This is a genomic window from Blastococcus sp. SYSU D00868 (assembly GCF_054050575.1).
In genome coordinates this window covers 16931-33320 of sequence record NZ_JBJGZO010000020.1, presented here as the reverse complement: position 1 = coordinate 33320, position 16390 = coordinate 16931, and the positions used below count along the sequence as shown (strand labels likewise).

Below are 16390 nucleotides of genomic sequence, written 5' to 3'. Positions count from 1 at the left end.
CGGTGCCGCCGGCACGACCGGTCCTCCCCTCGGGCGCGGGCCCGTCCGGCGTCCCGTCGCGATCCGGCCGCCGACGTCGCTGCTCGGCGTGGTCCTCTGCGAGGACCACGAGGTGTTCCGCCTCGGTCTCCGGGTCGTCCTGGAGGCACAGCCGGACATGGCGGTGGTCGCGGAGACCGCGCAGCTGCCCGAGGCCCTGGCGGCGGCCGCCGGCGGCGGGACGGCGGTCGTCGTCGTCCGTCAGGGGCTGATCGGCGAGGCCACGCGCCCCCTGCTGCGGGAGCTGTGCCGGTGCGGGCCGGCGGTCCTCGTGCTGGCCGAGCCCGGCGAGGACGCCGAGGTCGACCTCGTCGAGGTCCTGCAGGCCGGGGTGCGGGGGTACCTGCCCCGGCGCTCCGCGGCGCCGCGTCTGGTGGAGGCGGTGCGGGCGCTGGCCCGGCACGAGGCCGCGCTCGACCCGGCGGCGACCGGGCAGCTGGTGCGCTACCTGACGGCGCCCGCCCCGCCGGCGCGGACCGGGACGTGTCCGCTGGACCAGCTCACCGGCCGGCAGCGCGAGGTCGCGGTGCTCGTGGCGCAGGGGCTGAGCAACGAGGAGATCGCCGGCCGGCTGTTCCTCAGCCTGGCCACCGTCAAGAGCCACCTGACGGCGTCGATGCGGCGCCTGCAGATCCGCACCCGGACCCAGCTGGCGATCCTGGTCGCCCGGGAGGAGTCCCCCGTGGCCTGAGGCGCGGGGCGGCGGGCGGCCCGCCGGGCCGGCGTGATGCCGGTCGCGTTCCGGAATGCCGGCCGCTCGTTGGCTGTCGCAACCAGCGTGGACCTCTTCTCCCCCGTGACCCTCGGCGACCTCGAACTGGCCAACCGCGTGGCGATGGCCCCGCTGACCCGGATGCGCTCCGGCTCCTCCGGCGTCCCCGGCGACCTGGTCGTCGAGCACTACGCGCAGCGCGCCGGCGTCGGGCTGATCGTGACCGAGGGGACCTACCCCGTGCACGAGTCGCAGGCGTTCGTCGGCCAGCCCGGCATCGTCACCGACGAGCAGGTCGCGGGCTGGCGCCGGGTCGCCGACGCCGTGCACGCCCGCGGCGGCCGCATCGTCCTGCAGGTCATGCACGGCGGCCGGGTCACCCACGCCGACATCAACGGCGGCCGCCGGGTCGAGGCGCCGAGCGCGATCGCGATCGACGGCGAGGCGCGCACCGCCACCGGCAAGCACCCCTACCCGGTGCCGCACGCGCTGACCACCGACGAGGTGCGCGCGCGGGTGCAGACCTTCGTCGACGCCTCCCGCCGCGCGATCGAGGCCGGCCTGGACGGCGTCGAGCTGCACGGCGCCAACGGCTACCTGCTGCACGAGTTCCTCTCCCCGGCGGCCAACCGGCGCGACGACGAGTACGGCGGCTCGCCGGCGAACCGCGCCCGGTTCGTCGTCGAGGTGGTCACCGCCGTCGCCGAGGCGATCGGTGCCGGCCGGGTGGGCCTGCGGATCTCGCCCGAGCACGGCATCCAGGACGCGCTCGAGCCCGACCGGGACGACGTCCTGGCCACCTACGGGTACCTGCTGGACCGGCTGCGCCCGCTGGGCCTGGCCTACCTGTCGGTGCTGCACCGCGAGCCGGCCGGCGACCTGGTGCAGGAGCTGCGCCGGCGCTTCGACGGCCCGCTGATGGCCAACAGCGGCTTCGGCTCGATCACCACGCGCGAGGAGGCGGTGGCGCTGATCGACCGCGCCCACGCCGACGTCGTCGCCGTCGGCCGGGCGGTCATCGCCAACCCCGACCTGGTCGAGCGCTGGGCCGGGCAGCACCCGGAGAACGACCAGCGGCCGCACCTGTACTACGCCAGCGGCGCGGAGGGCTACACCGACTACCCGACGCTCCAGGCGGGCTGACGCGTCGCCGCACCGGCCCGGCCCGTGGTCTGATCGGGCGGGCCGGTGCGGGACGACGAGGAGGTCGGGTGGCCGAGGTGCAGGGCACGTGCGACGAGCGCTTCTCCGGGGTGCGGGAGGCGCTGGCACGGCAGCTGGAGGGCGACGAGCTGGGCGCGTCGGTCGCCGTGGACCTGGACGGCGAGACCGTCGTCGACCTGTGGGGCGGGTACCGCGACGAGGCCCGGACGACGCCTTGGAGGCGGGACACGATCGTCAACGTCTGGTCGACGACCAAGTGCGTGCTCAACCTCGCCGCGCTGGTCCTGGTCGACCGCGGCGACCTCGACGTGCACGCGCCGGTGTGCTCCTACTGGCCGGAGTTCGGCGCCCACGGCAAGAAGGACATCGAGGTCCGGCACGTCATGTCGCACACCTCGGGGGTCTCCGGCTGGGAGCGGCCCTTCTCGATCCGGGACATGTACGACTGGCCCTCGGCGACCGAGCGGCTGGCCGCGCAGCGGCCGTGGTGGGAGCCCGGCACGGCCTCGGGCTACCACTCCAAGAACCAGGGCTTCCTGGTCGGCGAGCTGATCCGGCGGATCACCAACACCACCTTCAAGCGGTTCGTCGCCGACGAGATCGCCGGCCCGCTGGGCGCGGACTTCCAGATCGGCGCCCGCGAGGCCGACTGGGACCGGATCGCCCCGGTCGTCGCGCCGCCGCCGGAGGACGACGACCCGGCCGCGGTGGACCCCGAGTCGCCGGGCTACAAGACGTCCGTGGGCCCCCGGGGCTCGGTGAAGGCGGCGAACTCGCCGGAGTGGCGGCGGGCCGACCTGGGCGCGCTCAACGGGCACTCGAACGCGCGCGGCGTCCTCGACGTGATGCGGGTGATGTCGCTGGGCGGCACCGCCGGCGGCGTGCGGCTGCTGTCGCCGGAGACGATCGACCTCGTCTTCGAGCAGCAGTCCGACGGCGTCGACCTGGTGCTCGGCGCGCCGTTCCGGTTCGGCATCGGCTTCTGCCTCGGCTCGCCGGTCGTGCCCTACGTGCCCGCCGGCCGGACGTTCTTCTGGGGCGGCTGGGGCGGCTCGCTGGTCGTGATGGACCTCGACCGCCGGCTGACGATCAGCTACGTCATGAACCGGATGGCGCCGGGCGTCCTCGGCTCCGACCGCAGCCGCGCCTACGTCGAGGCGGTCTACGCCGCGCTCTGAGGCCGCGCCCACCGGGGCCCTTCGTCCCGTCCCGCGCACGAACCGCCGCCGTCCCCTCCGTCCGGGTCCACACTCGGCCCGCCGGAGGACCCGGCGCGCTGGTCCTGACGGACGGAGGGATGGGTCATGGACCGCATGAGTGAGACCCCCGCGGGCGGCACCGCCGAGGTGGAGCGCCGGTACGAGGCGCCGCCGAGGGACCACACGTGGGACCTGGTCGCCGCGGTCGCGGGGCTGGCGTTCGTCGTCCTGGTCGTGGCGAGCTTCTTCACGCCGGAGGTCCCCACCGCGGACGACGGCGGTGCGGCGATCGCGGCGGACATCGCCGCGGACCGGACCGGGCACCAGTGGTCGCTGCTGCTCGGCTTCCTCGCCGACGTCGCCTTCCTGGTCTTCCTGGCCGGCCTGTGGAGCAGGCTGCGCCGGGCGGAGGGGCGCGGCGGGATGTGGAGCGGGCTGGTCGCCATCGCCGGCGCGGTGTTCACCGCGACGATCATGGTCTCGGAGGGGCTCTACCTCGCCCTCGTCACCGGGACCGCCGAGGTGGGCGACGAGCCGGCCGTCTTCACGACGCTGGCGGTGCTGAACGACTGGGTCGGCACCGTGGGGATCCCCGCGGCCGCCGCGCTGTTCCTCGGGATCACCGCCGCCGTCGTCGCCACCCGCACGCTGCCGCAGTGGCTCGGCTGGTGGGCGGCCGTGGTCTCGGTGCTGCTGATCGTCAGCCTGGCCGGGGTCTTCCAGGAGGACGTGGACGACGGCGGCGTCTTCTTCGCCGCGTTCGCCGCCTTCATCCTCATGCTGCTGTGGGTCCTGGCCGCGAGCATCGTGCTGCTGATGCGGGCCGGCCGCCCGGCCGGCCACCGGCACGAGGCGGCCGCCGGGTAGGCGTCCGGCTCCACCCGCGAGTACGACGGGCGGCACTGACCCGTGGTCGGCCGTTCGGTGGGGCGTCATGGCCTGGACAGGGACGACGCCGCCCGGCCGGCCACGGGCCTCCCGGGTCCGGGGCCCGGACCTGCGTCAGGCAGGGACGTCCCGCCCCGTTGGGGGGGCGGCTCCACCCGCGCCGGCGCCCCTCGAGCCGCGCCGTGCCCCGGCGCGACGGCAGGCGGCGCGGCTCGACCCCCGCCCGGTGCGGTCAGCCCCGGCCGCGGGCGGACCGCGCGGCGAGCCGGCGCACCAGGCTCGGCGGCACGACGCGGCTGGCCGCGTAGATGCCCTTGTAGACCGCGCCCGGGATGGAGAGCACCCGCCCGCGCCGCAGGTCGGACAGGGCGTCGTCCACCACCCGGTCGGCGTCCATCCAGAGCCACGCGGGGCCGGAACGCTCCTGGCCGATCCGCTGGTGGAACTCGGTCCTCGTGAAGCCGGGGCACAGGGCCATGACCCGGACGCCGTGCTCGGCGGCGGACAGCGCCAGGCTCTGCGACAGCGTGGTGACGTAGGCCTTGCCGGCGCCGTAGACCGAGCCGCGGCCGGGGAGGAAGCCGGCGACGCTGGAGACGTTGACGATCGCGCCGCTGCCGCGCCGCTGCATGCCGGGCAGCGCCGCCCGGGTCAGGGCCAGGACGGCGCCGACGTTGACCTCGAGGTTCGCGGTGAGGACGTCGGGCGGGGTGTCGACGAACTCGCCGGGCGTCGCGTAGCCGGCGTTGTTGACCAGCAGGTCGACCGGCGCGCCGCCGCTCAGCCGGTCCTCGACCCGGCGGCGCTGGTCGCGGTCGGACAGGTCGGCGACGAGCACCTCGGCCCCCGCACCGCGCTCCGCCCGCAGCCGGGCGGCGAGGGCCTCCAGGCGCTCGCGGTCGCGGGCGACCAGCACGAGGTCGTACCCGTCGGCGGCGAGCCGCTCGGCGAAGGCGAGACCGATGCCGGAGCTCGCCCCGGTGACCAGTGCGGTGGGGCGGTCGCTCACGGGCGCCTGCGGCCGAGGAGCCAGCCGAGCGCGACGCCGACGGCGGTGAAGAACCCGCCCGAGGCGGCGCCGACGAGGAACGAGCGGAGGTCCAGCGTCGCGCCGGCCGCGGCGGGCGCGGCGGCGCGGCCGGTGAAGACCTGCGGCGCCGGGGACGGCGTTCCCGCGGGAGCGGCCTCGGGCGCCGGCGCCGTCGTCGAGCTCACCGCGGCCGAGGTCGCCCGCGGCTCCGGGATGGCCGGCGCCGCGGCCGCCGGCGAGGTCAGCTCGGCGTCGATCGCGGAGAAGAACTGGCCGGCCATCCGCTTGGCGACGCCGGTGATCATCCGCTGCCCGACGCCGGCGACCGGCCCGCCGACCACGGCGTCCGCCGAGTAGGTGAGCGTCGTCGTGCCACCGTCGCCGTCCCCGGCGAGGGAGATCAGCACCTTGGCCCGTGCGTTCCCCGGCGCGCCGGCGCCCGAGGCGTGCATGACGTAGGACGTCGGCCGCTGCTGGTCGGACAGCCGCACCTCGCCGGCGTAGGTCCCGCGGATCGCGCCGACGCCCACCGAGACGTTCATCCGGTACTCGTCGTCCCCGACCCGCTCCAGCGACTCGCAGCCCGGGATCGTCCGCGCCAGCACCGCCGGGTCGGTGATGACCGCCCACACCTGCTCCGGCGTCCCGTGCAGCACTGCCGAGCCGTCGAGGTTCACGCACCCACTCCCGTCCTGCGGCCCGCGGCCGCCGTCCGTTCCGCCGAAGGGGACCGCATCACGTCGTACAGCTCGCTCGGCGAGATGGGCATCGCCGCGATCCGCCGTCCCGTCGCGTCCTCGATCGCCGAGGCGATCGCCGCCGTCCCGGGGATGACGCCGGCCTCGCCGGCGCCCTTGATGCCCAGCGGGTTCAGCGGCGACGGCGTCTGCTGGTGGTCGATCGCCACCTCGGGCACCTCCGACGCGTAGGGCATCAGGAAGTCCATGAACGAGGCGTTCTGCAGCTGCCCGTCGGCGTCGTAGGCCATCCGCTCGTACAGCGCGCCGGCCACGCCCTGCGCGACCCCGCCGTGCACCTGGCCCTCGACGATCATCGGGTTCACCACGTTGCCGCAGTCGTGCACGACCGCGTACGAGACGACGTCGATCTCCCAGGTGGCGGGGTCGATCTCCACCACCGCGGCGTGCGCGCCGGAGGCGAACGTCGACCGGATCGGCGAGTAGTAGTCGCGGTGCTCCAGCCCCGGCGCGTCCCCCTCGGCGACCGGTGGCCGGTCGTCCGAGCCGGCCCGCGCGAACTGCGTCGCCTGCTTGGCCGCCTCGTCGAAGGCGTACCGCAGCGGGTTGGACAGGACGGCGACCGTGCGCAGCGGCACCGAGGCGCCGGGGGTCCCCTTCACGCCGACCACGCCGTCCACGATCTCCAGGTCGTCGGGGTCGGCCTCCAGCACCTCCGCGGCGATCCGCAGCGCCTTCGCCCGCACCCCGCGGGCGGCCAGCGCGATCGCGTTGCCGCTCATCACCGCGGCGCGCGAGGCGAACGTGCCGACCGCGTAGCCGAACCGCCGGGTGTCGCCGGTGGTCACCTCGACGTCCTCGATCGGCACCCCCAGCTCGGAGGCGACGATCTGCGCGAACACCGTCTGGTGCCCCTGGCCCTGCGAGGTGAGCCCGGTCGACACCAGCACCTTGCCGCTGCCCAGCACCTGCACGTGCCCGCCCTCGTAGGGGCCGGGGCCGGTGCCCTCGACGTACAGCGCCATGCCGGCGCCGAGCAGCTTGCCGCGGGACTCGGCGTCGCGCCGGCGCTCCTCCATCGCGTCCCAGCCGACCAGCGCGGTCAGCTTGTCCAGCAGCCCCGGGTAGTCGCCGGAGTCGTAGATGACCGGCCGGCCGTCCTGGAACGTCAGGTGGTGGTCGTAGGGGAACTGGTCGGGCTGGATGAGGTTGCGCCGCCGCACCTCGGCCCGGTCCAGGCCGAGCTCGTCGGCGATGCGGTCCATCGTCCGCTCCATCGCGAAGCAGCCCTGCGGCCGGCCGGCGCCGCGGTACGGCGTGACGATGACGGTGTTCGTGTAGACGCTCTCCACGACCACCCGGTACACGGGGATCGCGTACGGCCCGACCAGCTGGGTCGCGGTCACGATCGGCACGATGATCCCGTAGGGCGTGTACGCGCCGTTGTCGTGCCAGGCGTGGACGTCGAGCGCGGTGATCCGGCCGTCGTCGTCGAACCCGACGGTGATCTCCTGCCGCTGCTGCCGCTCGTGGGCGCTGCCGATGAAGTGCTCCCGGCGGTCCTCGGCCCACTTCACCTCCCGGCCGAGCCGGATCGCGGCCATCGGCACCAGCAGCTCCTCCGGCCACGGGTGCACGATCTTCACGCCGAAGCCGCCGCCGACGTCGGGCGCGATGACCTCGACGGCGTCCAGCGACAGCTCGAGCTTCGCCGCGATCGCCGCCCGCACCGACGTCGACGCCTGCGTGCTCGAGTACACGCGCAGGCTGCGGTCGGCCGGGTCCCAGCGGGCGTGCACCCCCTTGCCCTCCAACGGCATGCACGCGCTGCGCTCGATGTACTGGGTGAAGCTCAGCGTGCGCGGGCTGCCGGCCAGTGCCGCCTCGACGTCGCCGGTCTCCTGGTGATGGCGCGCGGCGACGTTGTCGGGGATCTCCTCGTGCACGGCGGTCGCGGCCTCGCGGGCGGCGTCCACGCCGACGACGACGGGCAGCTCCTCGTAGGTGACGACGATGCGCTCGGCGGCGTCCTCGGCGACGTACCGGTCGGTCGCCACGACCATGACCACCGGCTCGCCGACGTGGTTGACCTCGCCGTCGGCCAGCGGGTGGCCGGTGCGCGGCGCGTGCAGCTGCGGGTGCGGGATGAGGACGGGCAGCGGCTCGGCCATCGGGCCGGTGAGGTCCTCGTAGGTGTAGATCGCGACCAGGCCCTCGACGTCCAGGGCGGCCTCGACGTCGACGCCGGTGATCCGGGCGTGCGCGTGCGGGCTGCGCACGAAGGCGGCGGCCAGCGCGTGCGAGCCGATGTCGTCCAGGTAGCGGCCCCGGCCGACGATCAGCCGGGCGTCCTCCCGGCGGCGGACCGGCTCGCCGAACAGCTTGGTGGTCACCAGGCGCCGTCCCCGCCGCCGAAGTGGCCGCTGTGCTCGGGGGCCATCGCCGCCGCGGCGTGCCGGACGGCCTTGCGGATGTTCGCGTAGCCGGTGCACCGGCAGAGGTTGCCGCCGATCAGCTCGTCGACCTCCTCCTCGGTGATCTCCGCCGAGTCGTCCCGCGCCTCGAGCCCCGCCGCGATCGTCACGAGGAAGCCCGGCGTGCAGAACCCGCACTGCAGGGCGTGGCACTCGCGGAACGCCTCCTGGACCGGGTGCAGCACCTGCCCGCCCCGGTGGTCCTCGCGGGCCAGCCCCTCGACGGTGGTCACCGAGGCCCCGTCCACCTGGACGGCGAACACCAGGCACGACCGCACCGGCGCCCCGTCGACCAGCACCGTGCACGCCCCGCACACCCCGTGCTCGCAGCCGACGTGCGTGCCGGTCAGCCCCAGGTCGTGGCGCAGCGCGTCGGACAGCAGCCGGCGGACCGGCACCGTCGCTTCACGTGGAACACCGTTGACCGTCACGGTGATCGAGCGCTCGGTGTCCACGGACGTCATGCGGCGGTCCTCTCGGTGCTCACGGCTCGGTTCCGACCTCGCCGGCGCTCCTCGCTCGCCGGCGCTCGCTGCGATGCTCACCCGGGCGTCACCCTCGCGAGGGCTTCGGCGGCGGCCTCGGCCAGTGTCCGCTCCGTCAGCACGCCCACGAGCAGCCGCCGGTAGTCCGCGGTCGCGTGCAGGTCGCCGTCCGGCTCCACGAGGGTGCGGGCCAGCGCGCCGGCGGCGGCCCAGTCGGCGGCGTCGGCGGGCTGCCCGTGCACCGCCTGGGTCAGGTCGTGCACCTCGGGCACCAGGCCGACGGACAGGTAGGACGCCGTCGCCGACTCGACCCGGCGGTCGGCGTCCAGGGTGACGACGACGCCCGCCCCGCAGACCGCGTAGTCCCCCTTGCGCCGGGCGACCTCAGCGAACGCCGTCCCCGAGCGGGCCGGCAGCGCCGGGAAGAACGCGTCGACGACGACCGCCGGCCCGTGCACCGAGGTCTCCAGCGGCCCGACGAACAGGTCCCGCCAGCCGACCGTCTCGCGGCCGGCCGGCGTCGCGACCGTCACCGACCCGCCGGTCAGCGCCAGCACCGAGGTCATCTCGCCGGAGGGGTCGGCGTGCGCGATCGAGCCCACCGTCGTCCCGCGGTTGCGGATCGCCGGGTGCGCGACGTTCGCCGTCGCCCGGGCCAGCAGCGGCTGGACCCGGGCGGCGGCGGCGTCGTGCAGCAGGGTGCGGTGCCGGACCAGGGCCCCCACCCGCACGCCGTCCCCGGTGGCCTCGACGGTGTCGAGACCGGGCACCCGGTTGATGTCCACCAGCGTGGCCGGGGCCGCCAGCCGCATCGACAGCAGCGGGATCAGCGACTGGCCGCCGGCGAGCACCTTGGCGCCCTCGCCCTCCTCGGCGAGGACGGCGAGCGCCTCGTCGAGGGAGCCGGGGTCGGCGTAGCGGAAGGGGGCGGGCTTCACCGGTTGAGCGTGCCCTCTCCACGGTCGCGCCGGACGCCCGTGCGCTGCCCCTCGAGCTCGTCGAGCGACGACGGGTCGGACCCGCCCAGCTGGTCGGGGCCGTGACCGAGCGTCGACCCCGCCGCCGGGTGCGTCCCCTCGCGCAGCAGCGCCGCCCGCATGTCGGCCGGAGCCAGCGCCCGGGCCAGGTGCCAGGCCACGACGGCGACGATCGAGCCGAGGGCGATCCCGGTCAGCGAGTAGTCGTCGGAGAACTGGAGCGTCACGTTGCCGATGCCGATGATGATCCCGGCGGCCAGGGGCACCAGGTTGATCGGGTTGGCGAAGTCGACCCGGTTCTCCTTCCAGATCTTGGCGCCGAGCAGGCCGATCATCCCGTAGAGGACGACGGTGATCCCGCCGAGCACCCCGCCCGGGACGATGTTGATCAGCGCGCCGAACTTCGGGCACAGGCCGAGCAGGATCGCCACGATCGCCGCCACGTAGTACGCCGCGGTCGAGTAGACGCGGGTGGCGGCCATGACGCCGATGTTCTCGGCGTAGGTGGTGGTGGGCGAGCCGCCCACCGACGAGGCGACGACGGTGGCGATGCCGTCGGCCGCCACGGCGCGGCCCATCACCGGGTCGAGGTCGCGCTTGGTCATCTCGGCGACCGCCTTGACGTGGCCGACGTTCTCGGCGACCAGGGCGATGACCGCCGGCAGCACCAGCAGGCTGAACTTCAGCGAGAACGACGGCGCGGTGAGGTCGGGCAGGCCGATCCAGTCGGCGTCGCCCACCGCGTCGAAGTTGATCCGGTCCCGGGTGGTCTCCGAGCCGTCGGGGGTCGTCGGGTCGAACGAGGTGATCTGGCCGGCCGTGGCGTCCAGCAGCACGGAGAGCAGGTAGCCGAACACCAGACCCAGCAGGATGGCGATGCGGGCGAGGAAGCCGCGCAGCGCCAGCGACGCCACGATGACGAAGGTCATCGTGGCCAGGGCGACCCACTGGTCCTGCGGCCAGTACGTCGACGCGGCGACCGGTGCGAGGTTGAAGCCGATCAGCATGACCACGGCGCCGGTGACCGCCGGCGGCAGCACCTTGTTGATCGTGCCGAGGCCGGCGAAGTGGATGAGCACGCCGACCAGGGCGAGGACGACCCCCGCGACGAGGATGGCCCCGACCACGTCGGAGGAGTCGCCGCCGTTCAGGCGGATCGCCGCGACGCCGCCGACGAAGGCGGCGCTGGTGCCCAGGTAGCTGGGCACCCGGTTCCGCACGATCAGCAGGAAGATGATCGTCGCGACGCCGCTCATCATGATCGCGAGGTTCGCGTCCAGCCCCATGATGATCGGGAAGACGAACGTCGCCCCGAACATCGCCACCACGTGCTGGGCGCCGATGCCGACGGTCCGCGGCCACGAGAGCCGTTCGTCGGGCGCGACGGCCTCGCCCAGCGGTGGGGTCTTGCCGTCTCCGTAGAGCTTCCAGCCGAACGCCATGGAACGGCCTCCTCGACTCTCTCGATCCGATCGGACCCGCAGGCCGGCCCCTCGGGCCGCCCGGGAGGGTTCATCTGACACCCAGCCCGGGACCAGCGGAAGTAGCTCATCGCTAAATCGTTATTACCGAGATGTCTCACCGCTGAGGTAGTTCCGGCGGTAGCGTTCCCGACCGTGACCTCCCCCGCCCGGCACGTGGTGCTGCGCAGCGGCGTGTACGCCGACTCGGTCCGCCTGATGCAGGTCAGCCGGGACGTCGGCGCCCGCGACGGCGTCTCCGCGGTGCTCGTCGCCATGGCCACCCCGCTGAACCTCGAGCTGGCCGCCGGCATGGGCCTGGCCCCCGAGGAGCCGGCCACCCCCGAGCAGCTGCTCATCGGCATCGAGGCGGCCGACGAGGAGGTGCTCGCCGCCGCGGTCGCCGCCGTGGAGGCCGCCCTCGGCGAGCGCCAGCGCTGCACCGGGTCGGCCGAGGCCGTCCCCGCCCGCACGATCGGCGCCGGGCTCGACGCGCTGCCGGCCGAGGGGGCCGCGCTGGCGATCGTCAGCGTGCCCGGCCCCTACGCGGTCGCCGAGGCCGCCGACGCGATCGCCGCCGGGCAGAGCGTGCTGGTCTTCTCCGACGGCGTCCCGGTCGAGCACGAGGTCGCCCTCAAGCGCGCCGCGCACGACGCCGGCGTCCTGGTCATGGGCCCCGACTGCGGGACGGCGATCGTCTCCGGGCTGGCGCTGGGCTTCGCCAACGTCGTCCGCCGCGGGCCGGTGGGCCTGGTCGCGGCCAGCGGCACCGGCGCCCAGCAGGTCTCCTGCCTGCTCGACATGGCCGGCGTCGGCGTCTCGCACGTGCTCGGCGTCGGCGGCCGGGACCTGTCCGAGGCCGTCGGCGGGCTCGCCACCCTCGACGCGCTCACCGCGCTGGACGCCGACCCGGCCACCGAGCGGGTGCTGCTGGTCTCCAAGCCGCCGGCGCCGTCCGTCGCCGCCCGCGTCGCCGAGGCCGCCGAGGGCCTCTCGGTGCCGGTCCGCCCGGCGGCGCTGAGCCCGGAGACGCCCGACCTCACCGCGGCCGTCGAGGCGCTGCTCGGCGACCTGGGCGTCGCGGTGCCGGCGTGGCCCTCGCGGCCGGGGGCGGCGGAGGCCGCGCCGGCCGGCGCCGTCCTCAAGGGCTTCTACTCCGGCGGCACGCTCGCCGACGAGGCGATGCTGCTGGCCGCCCCCGTGCTCGGCGACGTCCGCTCCAACACCCCGCTGCGCCCGGAGCTCGACCTCGGGACGGAGCTGTCCGCCCGCGGGCACGTGGTGATCGACTTCGGCGACGACGCGCTGACCGTCGGCCGGGCGCACCCGATGATCGACCCGACGCTGCGGCTGGAGGCGATCAGCAACCTCGCCGCCCGCCGCGAGCCCGCCGTCCTGCTGCTCGACGTCGTCCTCGGGCACGGCGCCGACCCCGACCCCGCGTACGCGCTGGTGCCGGCGCTGACGGCCGCCCGGCGGGCCGGGCCGCTGCCGGTGGTCGTCGCCCTGGTCGGCACCGAGGCCGACCCGCAGGGCTGGAGCCGGCAGGCCGACGCCCTCGCCGCGGCCGGCGCGCACGTGTTCGCCTCCAACGCGCAGGCCACCCGGTTCGCCCTCGACCTGATCGGAGCCGCAGCATGAGCGAGCTCGCGAGCTCTGTCATCGGGCGGAGCAGCCTCGGGGACCTGCTCGCCGGACCGCCCACCGTGGTGGCCGCCGGCGTCGACGTCTTCTCCGCCTCGCTGCGCGCCCAGGGCGCCGAGGTGCACGACGTCGACTGGCGACCGCCCGGCTTCGGCGACCCCGCCGACCTCGCCCGGCTCGCCCTCGATCCCCGCCGCGCGGCGGCCAACCGGACCGCGGTCGAGCGGGTGCTCGCCGCGGGCTCGGTGCTCACCGACGTCCGCCCCGCGCGCGAGGTGCTCGGCCTGCCCGACCGGACGATCCTGCACGCCGGCCCGCCCATCGCGTGGGCCGACGCGAGCGGCCCACTGCGCGGCGGCCTCATCGGCGCCTGCCTGTTCGAGGGCTGGGCGTCCACCGTGGAGGAGGCCGAGCGGGTCCTGGCCGCCGGCGAGATCACCCTCGACCCCTGCCACCACCACTCCGCCGTCGGCCCGATGGCCGGCATCACCAGCCCGTCGATGTGGATGTGGTGCCTGGAGGACCCGGTGCAGGGCGGGAAGGCGTACTGCAACCTCAACGAGGGCCTGGGCAAGGTGCTGCGGATGGGCGCCTTCAACGAGGAGGTGCTGACCCGGCTGGCGTGGATGCGCGACGTCCTCGGGCCGGTGCTGGCCGACGCCGTCCGGTCGATGACCGACCCGCTCGACGTCAAGGCCGTGCTCGCGCAGATGCTGCAGATGGGCGACGAGGGGCACAACCGCAACCGCGCCGGCTCGCTGATGGCCCTGCGCGAGCTCTCCCCGGCGATCGTGGGGTCGGGGGAGTCGTCCGGCCGCGCCTCCGGTGACCTGGCCGCCGTCCTGCGGTTCATCGGCGGCAACGAGCACTTCTTCCTCAACCTCGGCATGCCGACGGCGAAGCTGGCCATGGACGCCGCCCGCGGCGTGCCCGGCTCGACGATGGTCACCGTCATGGCCCGCAACGGCACCGAGTTCGGCATCCAGACCGCCGGCACCGGCGACCGCTGGTTCACCGGGCCCGCGCAGACGCCGGTCGGGCTGTTCCTCGGCGACTACGGCCCCGACGACGCCAACCCCGACATCGGCGACTCCGCGATCATGGAGACCTACGGCGTCGGCGGGTTCTCCATGGCCGCGGCGCCGGCGATCGTCCGGTTCGTCGGCGGCACCGTGCCCGATGCGCTGGCCACCACCGAGCGGATGTACCAGGTGACCCTGGCCGAGAACCCGGCGATGGCCATCCCGATCCTCGGCTTCCGCGGGTCCCCGACCGGCATCGACGTCGTCTCGGTGGCACGGACCGGGTGGCTGCCGCAGATCAACACCGGCATGGCCGGGCGCGTCGCCGGCACCGGCCAGGTCGGCGCCGGGCTGGTGCAGCCGCCGCGGGAGTGCTTCGAGCAGGCGCTGGCCGCGCTCGCCGCCGAGTCCCGGAACCCCTAGCGGATCCGGGCGACCAGCAGCGCGACGTCGTCCTCGGCGCGGCGGCCCAGCCGCGTCAGGACGCCGTCGCAGACCTCGTCCGGCGACCGGTCCGCGGCGCCCCGCAGCGAGTCGACCAGCACGACCAGGCCGGCGTCGCGCGCCGCCGTCCGGCTCTCCACCAGCCCGTCGGTGTAGAGCACCAGGGTGTCGCCGGGCGCGAGCAGCAGCTCGTGGTCGACCCGGGCGCGGCCCGGCAGCAGCCCCAGCGGGGGGTCGACCGGGCGGTCGAGGAGGACGACGTCGCCCCCCGCGCCGACCAGCGCCGGGGGCGGGTGGCCGGCGTTGGTCCAGCTCAGCCGCGCGCCGCCGGCCGGGCGCGGGTCCAGCGAGGCGACGACCATGCTCACCAGCGTGCCGACGCCGAGGTCGTCCAGGGCGCGGTCCAGGGCGGCGAGGACGGCGGCCGGTGAGCCCACCACCGACTGGGCCAGGCCGCGGAGCACGCCGCGCACCTGCGCCATCGTGGCCGCGGCGACCGCGTCGTGCCCCGTGACGTCGGCGATGACCAGCAGCGTCGTCCCGTCCGGGACGGCGAAGGCGTCGTACCAGTCCCCGCCGACGTGCGCGCCCGCGGTGGCCGGCCGGTACCGCGTGGCCGTCGACAGCCAGGCCAGCTGCGGCGGTTCGGTGAGCAGGCTGCGCTGCAGCGTCTCGGAGAGGTGCTGGACGGCGCGGCCGGCGGCCCGTTCCGCCTCCAGCCGCCCGACCTCGCGCTCGCGCCGCTCGTGGCGGACGCACGCGGCGAGGGCCGCCCCGCTCCCGACCGCGACCCCGACCACCAGGGTGGCCAGGGCCGGGCCGCCGAGGTGCCCGTCGACGGCGCCGAGCAGCGCCGCGGTCGCGACGGCGAGCACTCCGTGGGCCGCGGTGGCCCGCCGGCCGAGCAGGGTCGCCGCCACGACCGGCGCGACCACGACCAGGCCGACGATCCCCTGGTCGGGGTCGAGCAGCAGGTCCGCTGCCACCACCGCGGCCAGCACCGCGACCGGCACGGCGTGCGCCGCGATCCTGCTCATGCCGGGTCAGCCCCTCACCCGGACGGCGAGCAGCGCGACGTCGTCCTCGGCGGCGGTCCCGAGGCCGGCCACGAGGTCGTCGCAGATCCGCTCCAGGGGGCGGTCCGCCGACCCGCGCAGCTGACCGACGAGCGCGTCCAGGCTGGCGTCCAGCGGCTCGCCGCGGCGCTCGACCAGGCCGTCGGTGTAGAGCAGCAGCGTGTCCCCGGTGGCGAGGACCAGGCCGTGGTCGACTCGTGGGCTGCCCGGGTCCAGCCCCAGCAGCCGCTCGGCCGGGCGCTCGAGCAGGGTGGCGGCGCCGTCGGCGGTCACCAGCACCGGCGGCGGGTGGCCGGCGTTCGACCAGCGCAGCCGCACACCGCCGGCCGGTCGTTCGTCGAGGACCGCGACGGTGACCGTCACCAGGGCGCCGATGCCGAGGTCGTGCAGCGCGCGGTCCAGGGCCGAGAGGACGGCGGCCGGCGACCCCACCACGGACTGCGCCAGGCCGCGCAGCATGCCGCGCGCCTGGGCCATCGTCGCCGCGGCGACCGCGTCGTGACCGGCGACGTCACCGATGACCAGCAGCGTCGTCCCGTCGGGGACGGCGAAGGCGTCGTACCAGTCGCCGCCCACGTGCGCGCCGCGGGTGGCCGGCCGGTACCGGACGGCGGTGGCCACCCGGGCCAGCGGCGGGGGGTCGGTGAGCAGGCTGCGCTGCAGCGTCTCGGCGAGGTCGAGGACCGCGCGGTCGGCGGCCCGGGAGGCGGCGGCCTGCCGCGCCTGCGCCTCCCGCCGCTGGCGGAGGCTGCACGCGGCGACCGCGGCCACCCCGCCGACGGCCACCCCGACGATGCGGGCGATCTGGGCGGTCAGGGTGGCCTCGGTGTACTGCTGGTCGTAGATCCCGAGCATCGCCGCGGTGATCACGGCGAGCACCGCGTAGACCGCCGTGGCCCGGCGGCCGAGCACCGTCGCGGCGATCATCGGCGCGATCGCCACCAGGCTGATGAGCACCTGCTCGCGACCGAGCACGAGGTCCGTCGCGGCGACCAAGGTCAGCGCCGCGAGCGGCAGGGCGTGGTGCCGGACGGTGCTCCGGTCGCTCACCGACGTCCCCCGTCCGACCACCTGCGGC

Annotated in this window: 14 protein-coding genes; 6 read left to right on the top strand and 8 right to left on the bottom strand. The window is 75.5% G+C overall.

What is annotated here, in order from left to right:
- Nucleotides 1-88: 88 nt before the first annotated feature.
- The 4 genes from ACI79F_RS16575 to ACI79F_RS16560 all read left to right on the top strand — a co-directional run bounded on the left by ACI79F_RS16575 (nucleotide 89) and on the right by ACI79F_RS16560 (nucleotide 3981).
- Nucleotides 89-730, top strand: coding sequence for a LuxR C-terminal-related transcriptional regulator (locus ACI79F_RS16575; protein WP_456545314.1), 642 nt, complete (start codon nucleotides 89-91; stop codon nucleotides 728-730).
- Nucleotides 731-817: 87 nt separating this feature from the next.
- Nucleotides 818-1894, top strand: a complete 1077-nt coding sequence (locus tag ACI79F_RS16570; RefSeq protein ID WP_456545313.1) for an alkene reductase — start codon at nucleotides 818-820, stop codon at nucleotides 1892-1894.
- A gap of 68 nt (nucleotides 1895-1962) precedes the next feature.
- On the top strand, nucleotides 1963-3093 hold the full coding sequence (locus ACI79F_RS16565) for a serine hydrolase domain-containing protein (RefSeq protein WP_456545312.1): 1131 nt from the start codon (nucleotides 1963-1965) through the stop codon (nucleotides 3091-3093).
- Between the two features lie 126 nt (nucleotides 3094-3219).
- Entirely contained in the window at nucleotides 3220-3981 is a 762-nt protein-coding gene (locus ACI79F_RS16560; protein WP_456545311.1) for a DUF4386 family protein, read from the top strand.
- 253 nt (nucleotides 3982-4234) lie between these two features.
- Here the strand turns inward: ACI79F_RS16560 and ACI79F_RS16555 are convergent, their stop codons facing one another.
- From ACI79F_RS16555 to ACI79F_RS16530, 6 genes are all read right to left on the bottom strand, one after another.
- Nucleotides 4235-5011: an SDR family NAD(P)-dependent oxidoreductase gene (locus tag ACI79F_RS16555; RefSeq protein WP_456545310.1), complete on the bottom strand. Its 777-nt coding sequence runs from the start codon at nucleotides 5009-5011 to the stop codon at nucleotides 4235-4237.
- The gene (locus ACI79F_RS16550; protein ID WP_456545309.1) at nucleotides 5008-5709 is read right to left on the bottom strand and encodes an SRPBCC family protein; all 702 of its coding nucleotides are present in this window, start codon (nucleotides 5707-5709) and stop codon (nucleotides 5008-5010) included. The genes ACI79F_RS16555 and ACI79F_RS16550 overlap by 4 nt, the downstream gene beginning before the upstream one ends.
- The gene (cutA, locus tag ACI79F_RS16545; protein WP_456545308.1) at nucleotides 5706-8123 is read right to left on the bottom strand and encodes an aerobic carbon-monoxide dehydrogenase large subunit; all 2418 of its coding nucleotides are present in this window, start codon (nucleotides 8121-8123) and stop codon (nucleotides 5706-5708) included. The genes ACI79F_RS16550 and cutA overlap by 4 nt, the downstream gene beginning before the upstream one ends.
- Nucleotides 8120-8668: a (2Fe-2S)-binding protein gene (locus ACI79F_RS16540; protein WP_456545307.1), complete on the bottom strand. Its 549-nt coding sequence runs from the start codon at nucleotides 8666-8668 to the stop codon at nucleotides 8120-8122. The genes cutA and ACI79F_RS16540 overlap by 4 nt, the downstream gene beginning before the upstream one ends.
- 77 nt (nucleotides 8669-8745) lie before the next feature.
- Nucleotides 8746-9627 (bottom strand): FAD binding domain-containing protein, encoded by an 882-nt coding sequence (locus ACI79F_RS16535; protein WP_456545306.1) that lies wholly within the window; start codon nucleotides 9625-9627, stop codon nucleotides 8746-8748.
- Nucleotides 9624-11108: a uracil-xanthine permease family protein gene (locus tag ACI79F_RS16530; protein ID WP_456545305.1), complete on the bottom strand. Its 1485-nt coding sequence runs from the start codon at nucleotides 11106-11108 to the stop codon at nucleotides 9624-9626. The genes ACI79F_RS16535 and ACI79F_RS16530 overlap by 4 nt, the downstream gene beginning before the upstream one ends.
- 174 nt (nucleotides 11109-11282) lie before the next feature.
- Between ACI79F_RS16530 and ACI79F_RS16525 the strand changes: the two genes are divergently transcribed.
- Nucleotides 11283-12767 carry an FdrA family protein gene (locus ACI79F_RS16525; protein ID WP_456545304.1) on the top strand — a complete coding sequence of 495 codons (1485 nt, stop codon included), beginning with the start codon at nucleotides 11283-11285 and terminating at the stop codon, nucleotides 12765-12767.
- Nucleotides 12764-14215: a DUF1116 domain-containing protein gene (locus tag ACI79F_RS16520; protein WP_456545303.1), complete on the top strand. Its 1452-nt coding sequence runs from the start codon at nucleotides 12764-12766 to the stop codon at nucleotides 14213-14215. Before ACI79F_RS16525 ends, ACI79F_RS16520 begins: the two co-directional genes overlap by 4 nt.
- Here the strand turns inward: ACI79F_RS16520 and ACI79F_RS16515 are convergent.
- Together ACI79F_RS16515 and ACI79F_RS16510 are read right to left on the bottom strand one after the other, a co-directional pair.
- Complete coding sequence (locus ACI79F_RS16515; RefSeq protein ID WP_456545302.1) at nucleotides 14212-15273, bottom strand: PP2C family protein-serine/threonine phosphatase; 1062 nt, start codon at nucleotides 15271-15273, stop codon at nucleotides 14212-14214. The two genes, ACI79F_RS16520 and ACI79F_RS16515, sit on opposite strands and share 4 nt — an antisense overlap.
- A gap of 6 nt (nucleotides 15274-15279) precedes the next feature.
- Nucleotides 15280-16362 (bottom strand): PP2C family protein-serine/threonine phosphatase, encoded by a 1083-nt coding sequence (locus ACI79F_RS16510; protein WP_456545301.1) that lies wholly within the window; start codon nucleotides 16360-16362, stop codon nucleotides 15280-15282.
- Between the last annotated feature and the right edge of the window lie 28 nt (nucleotides 16363-16390).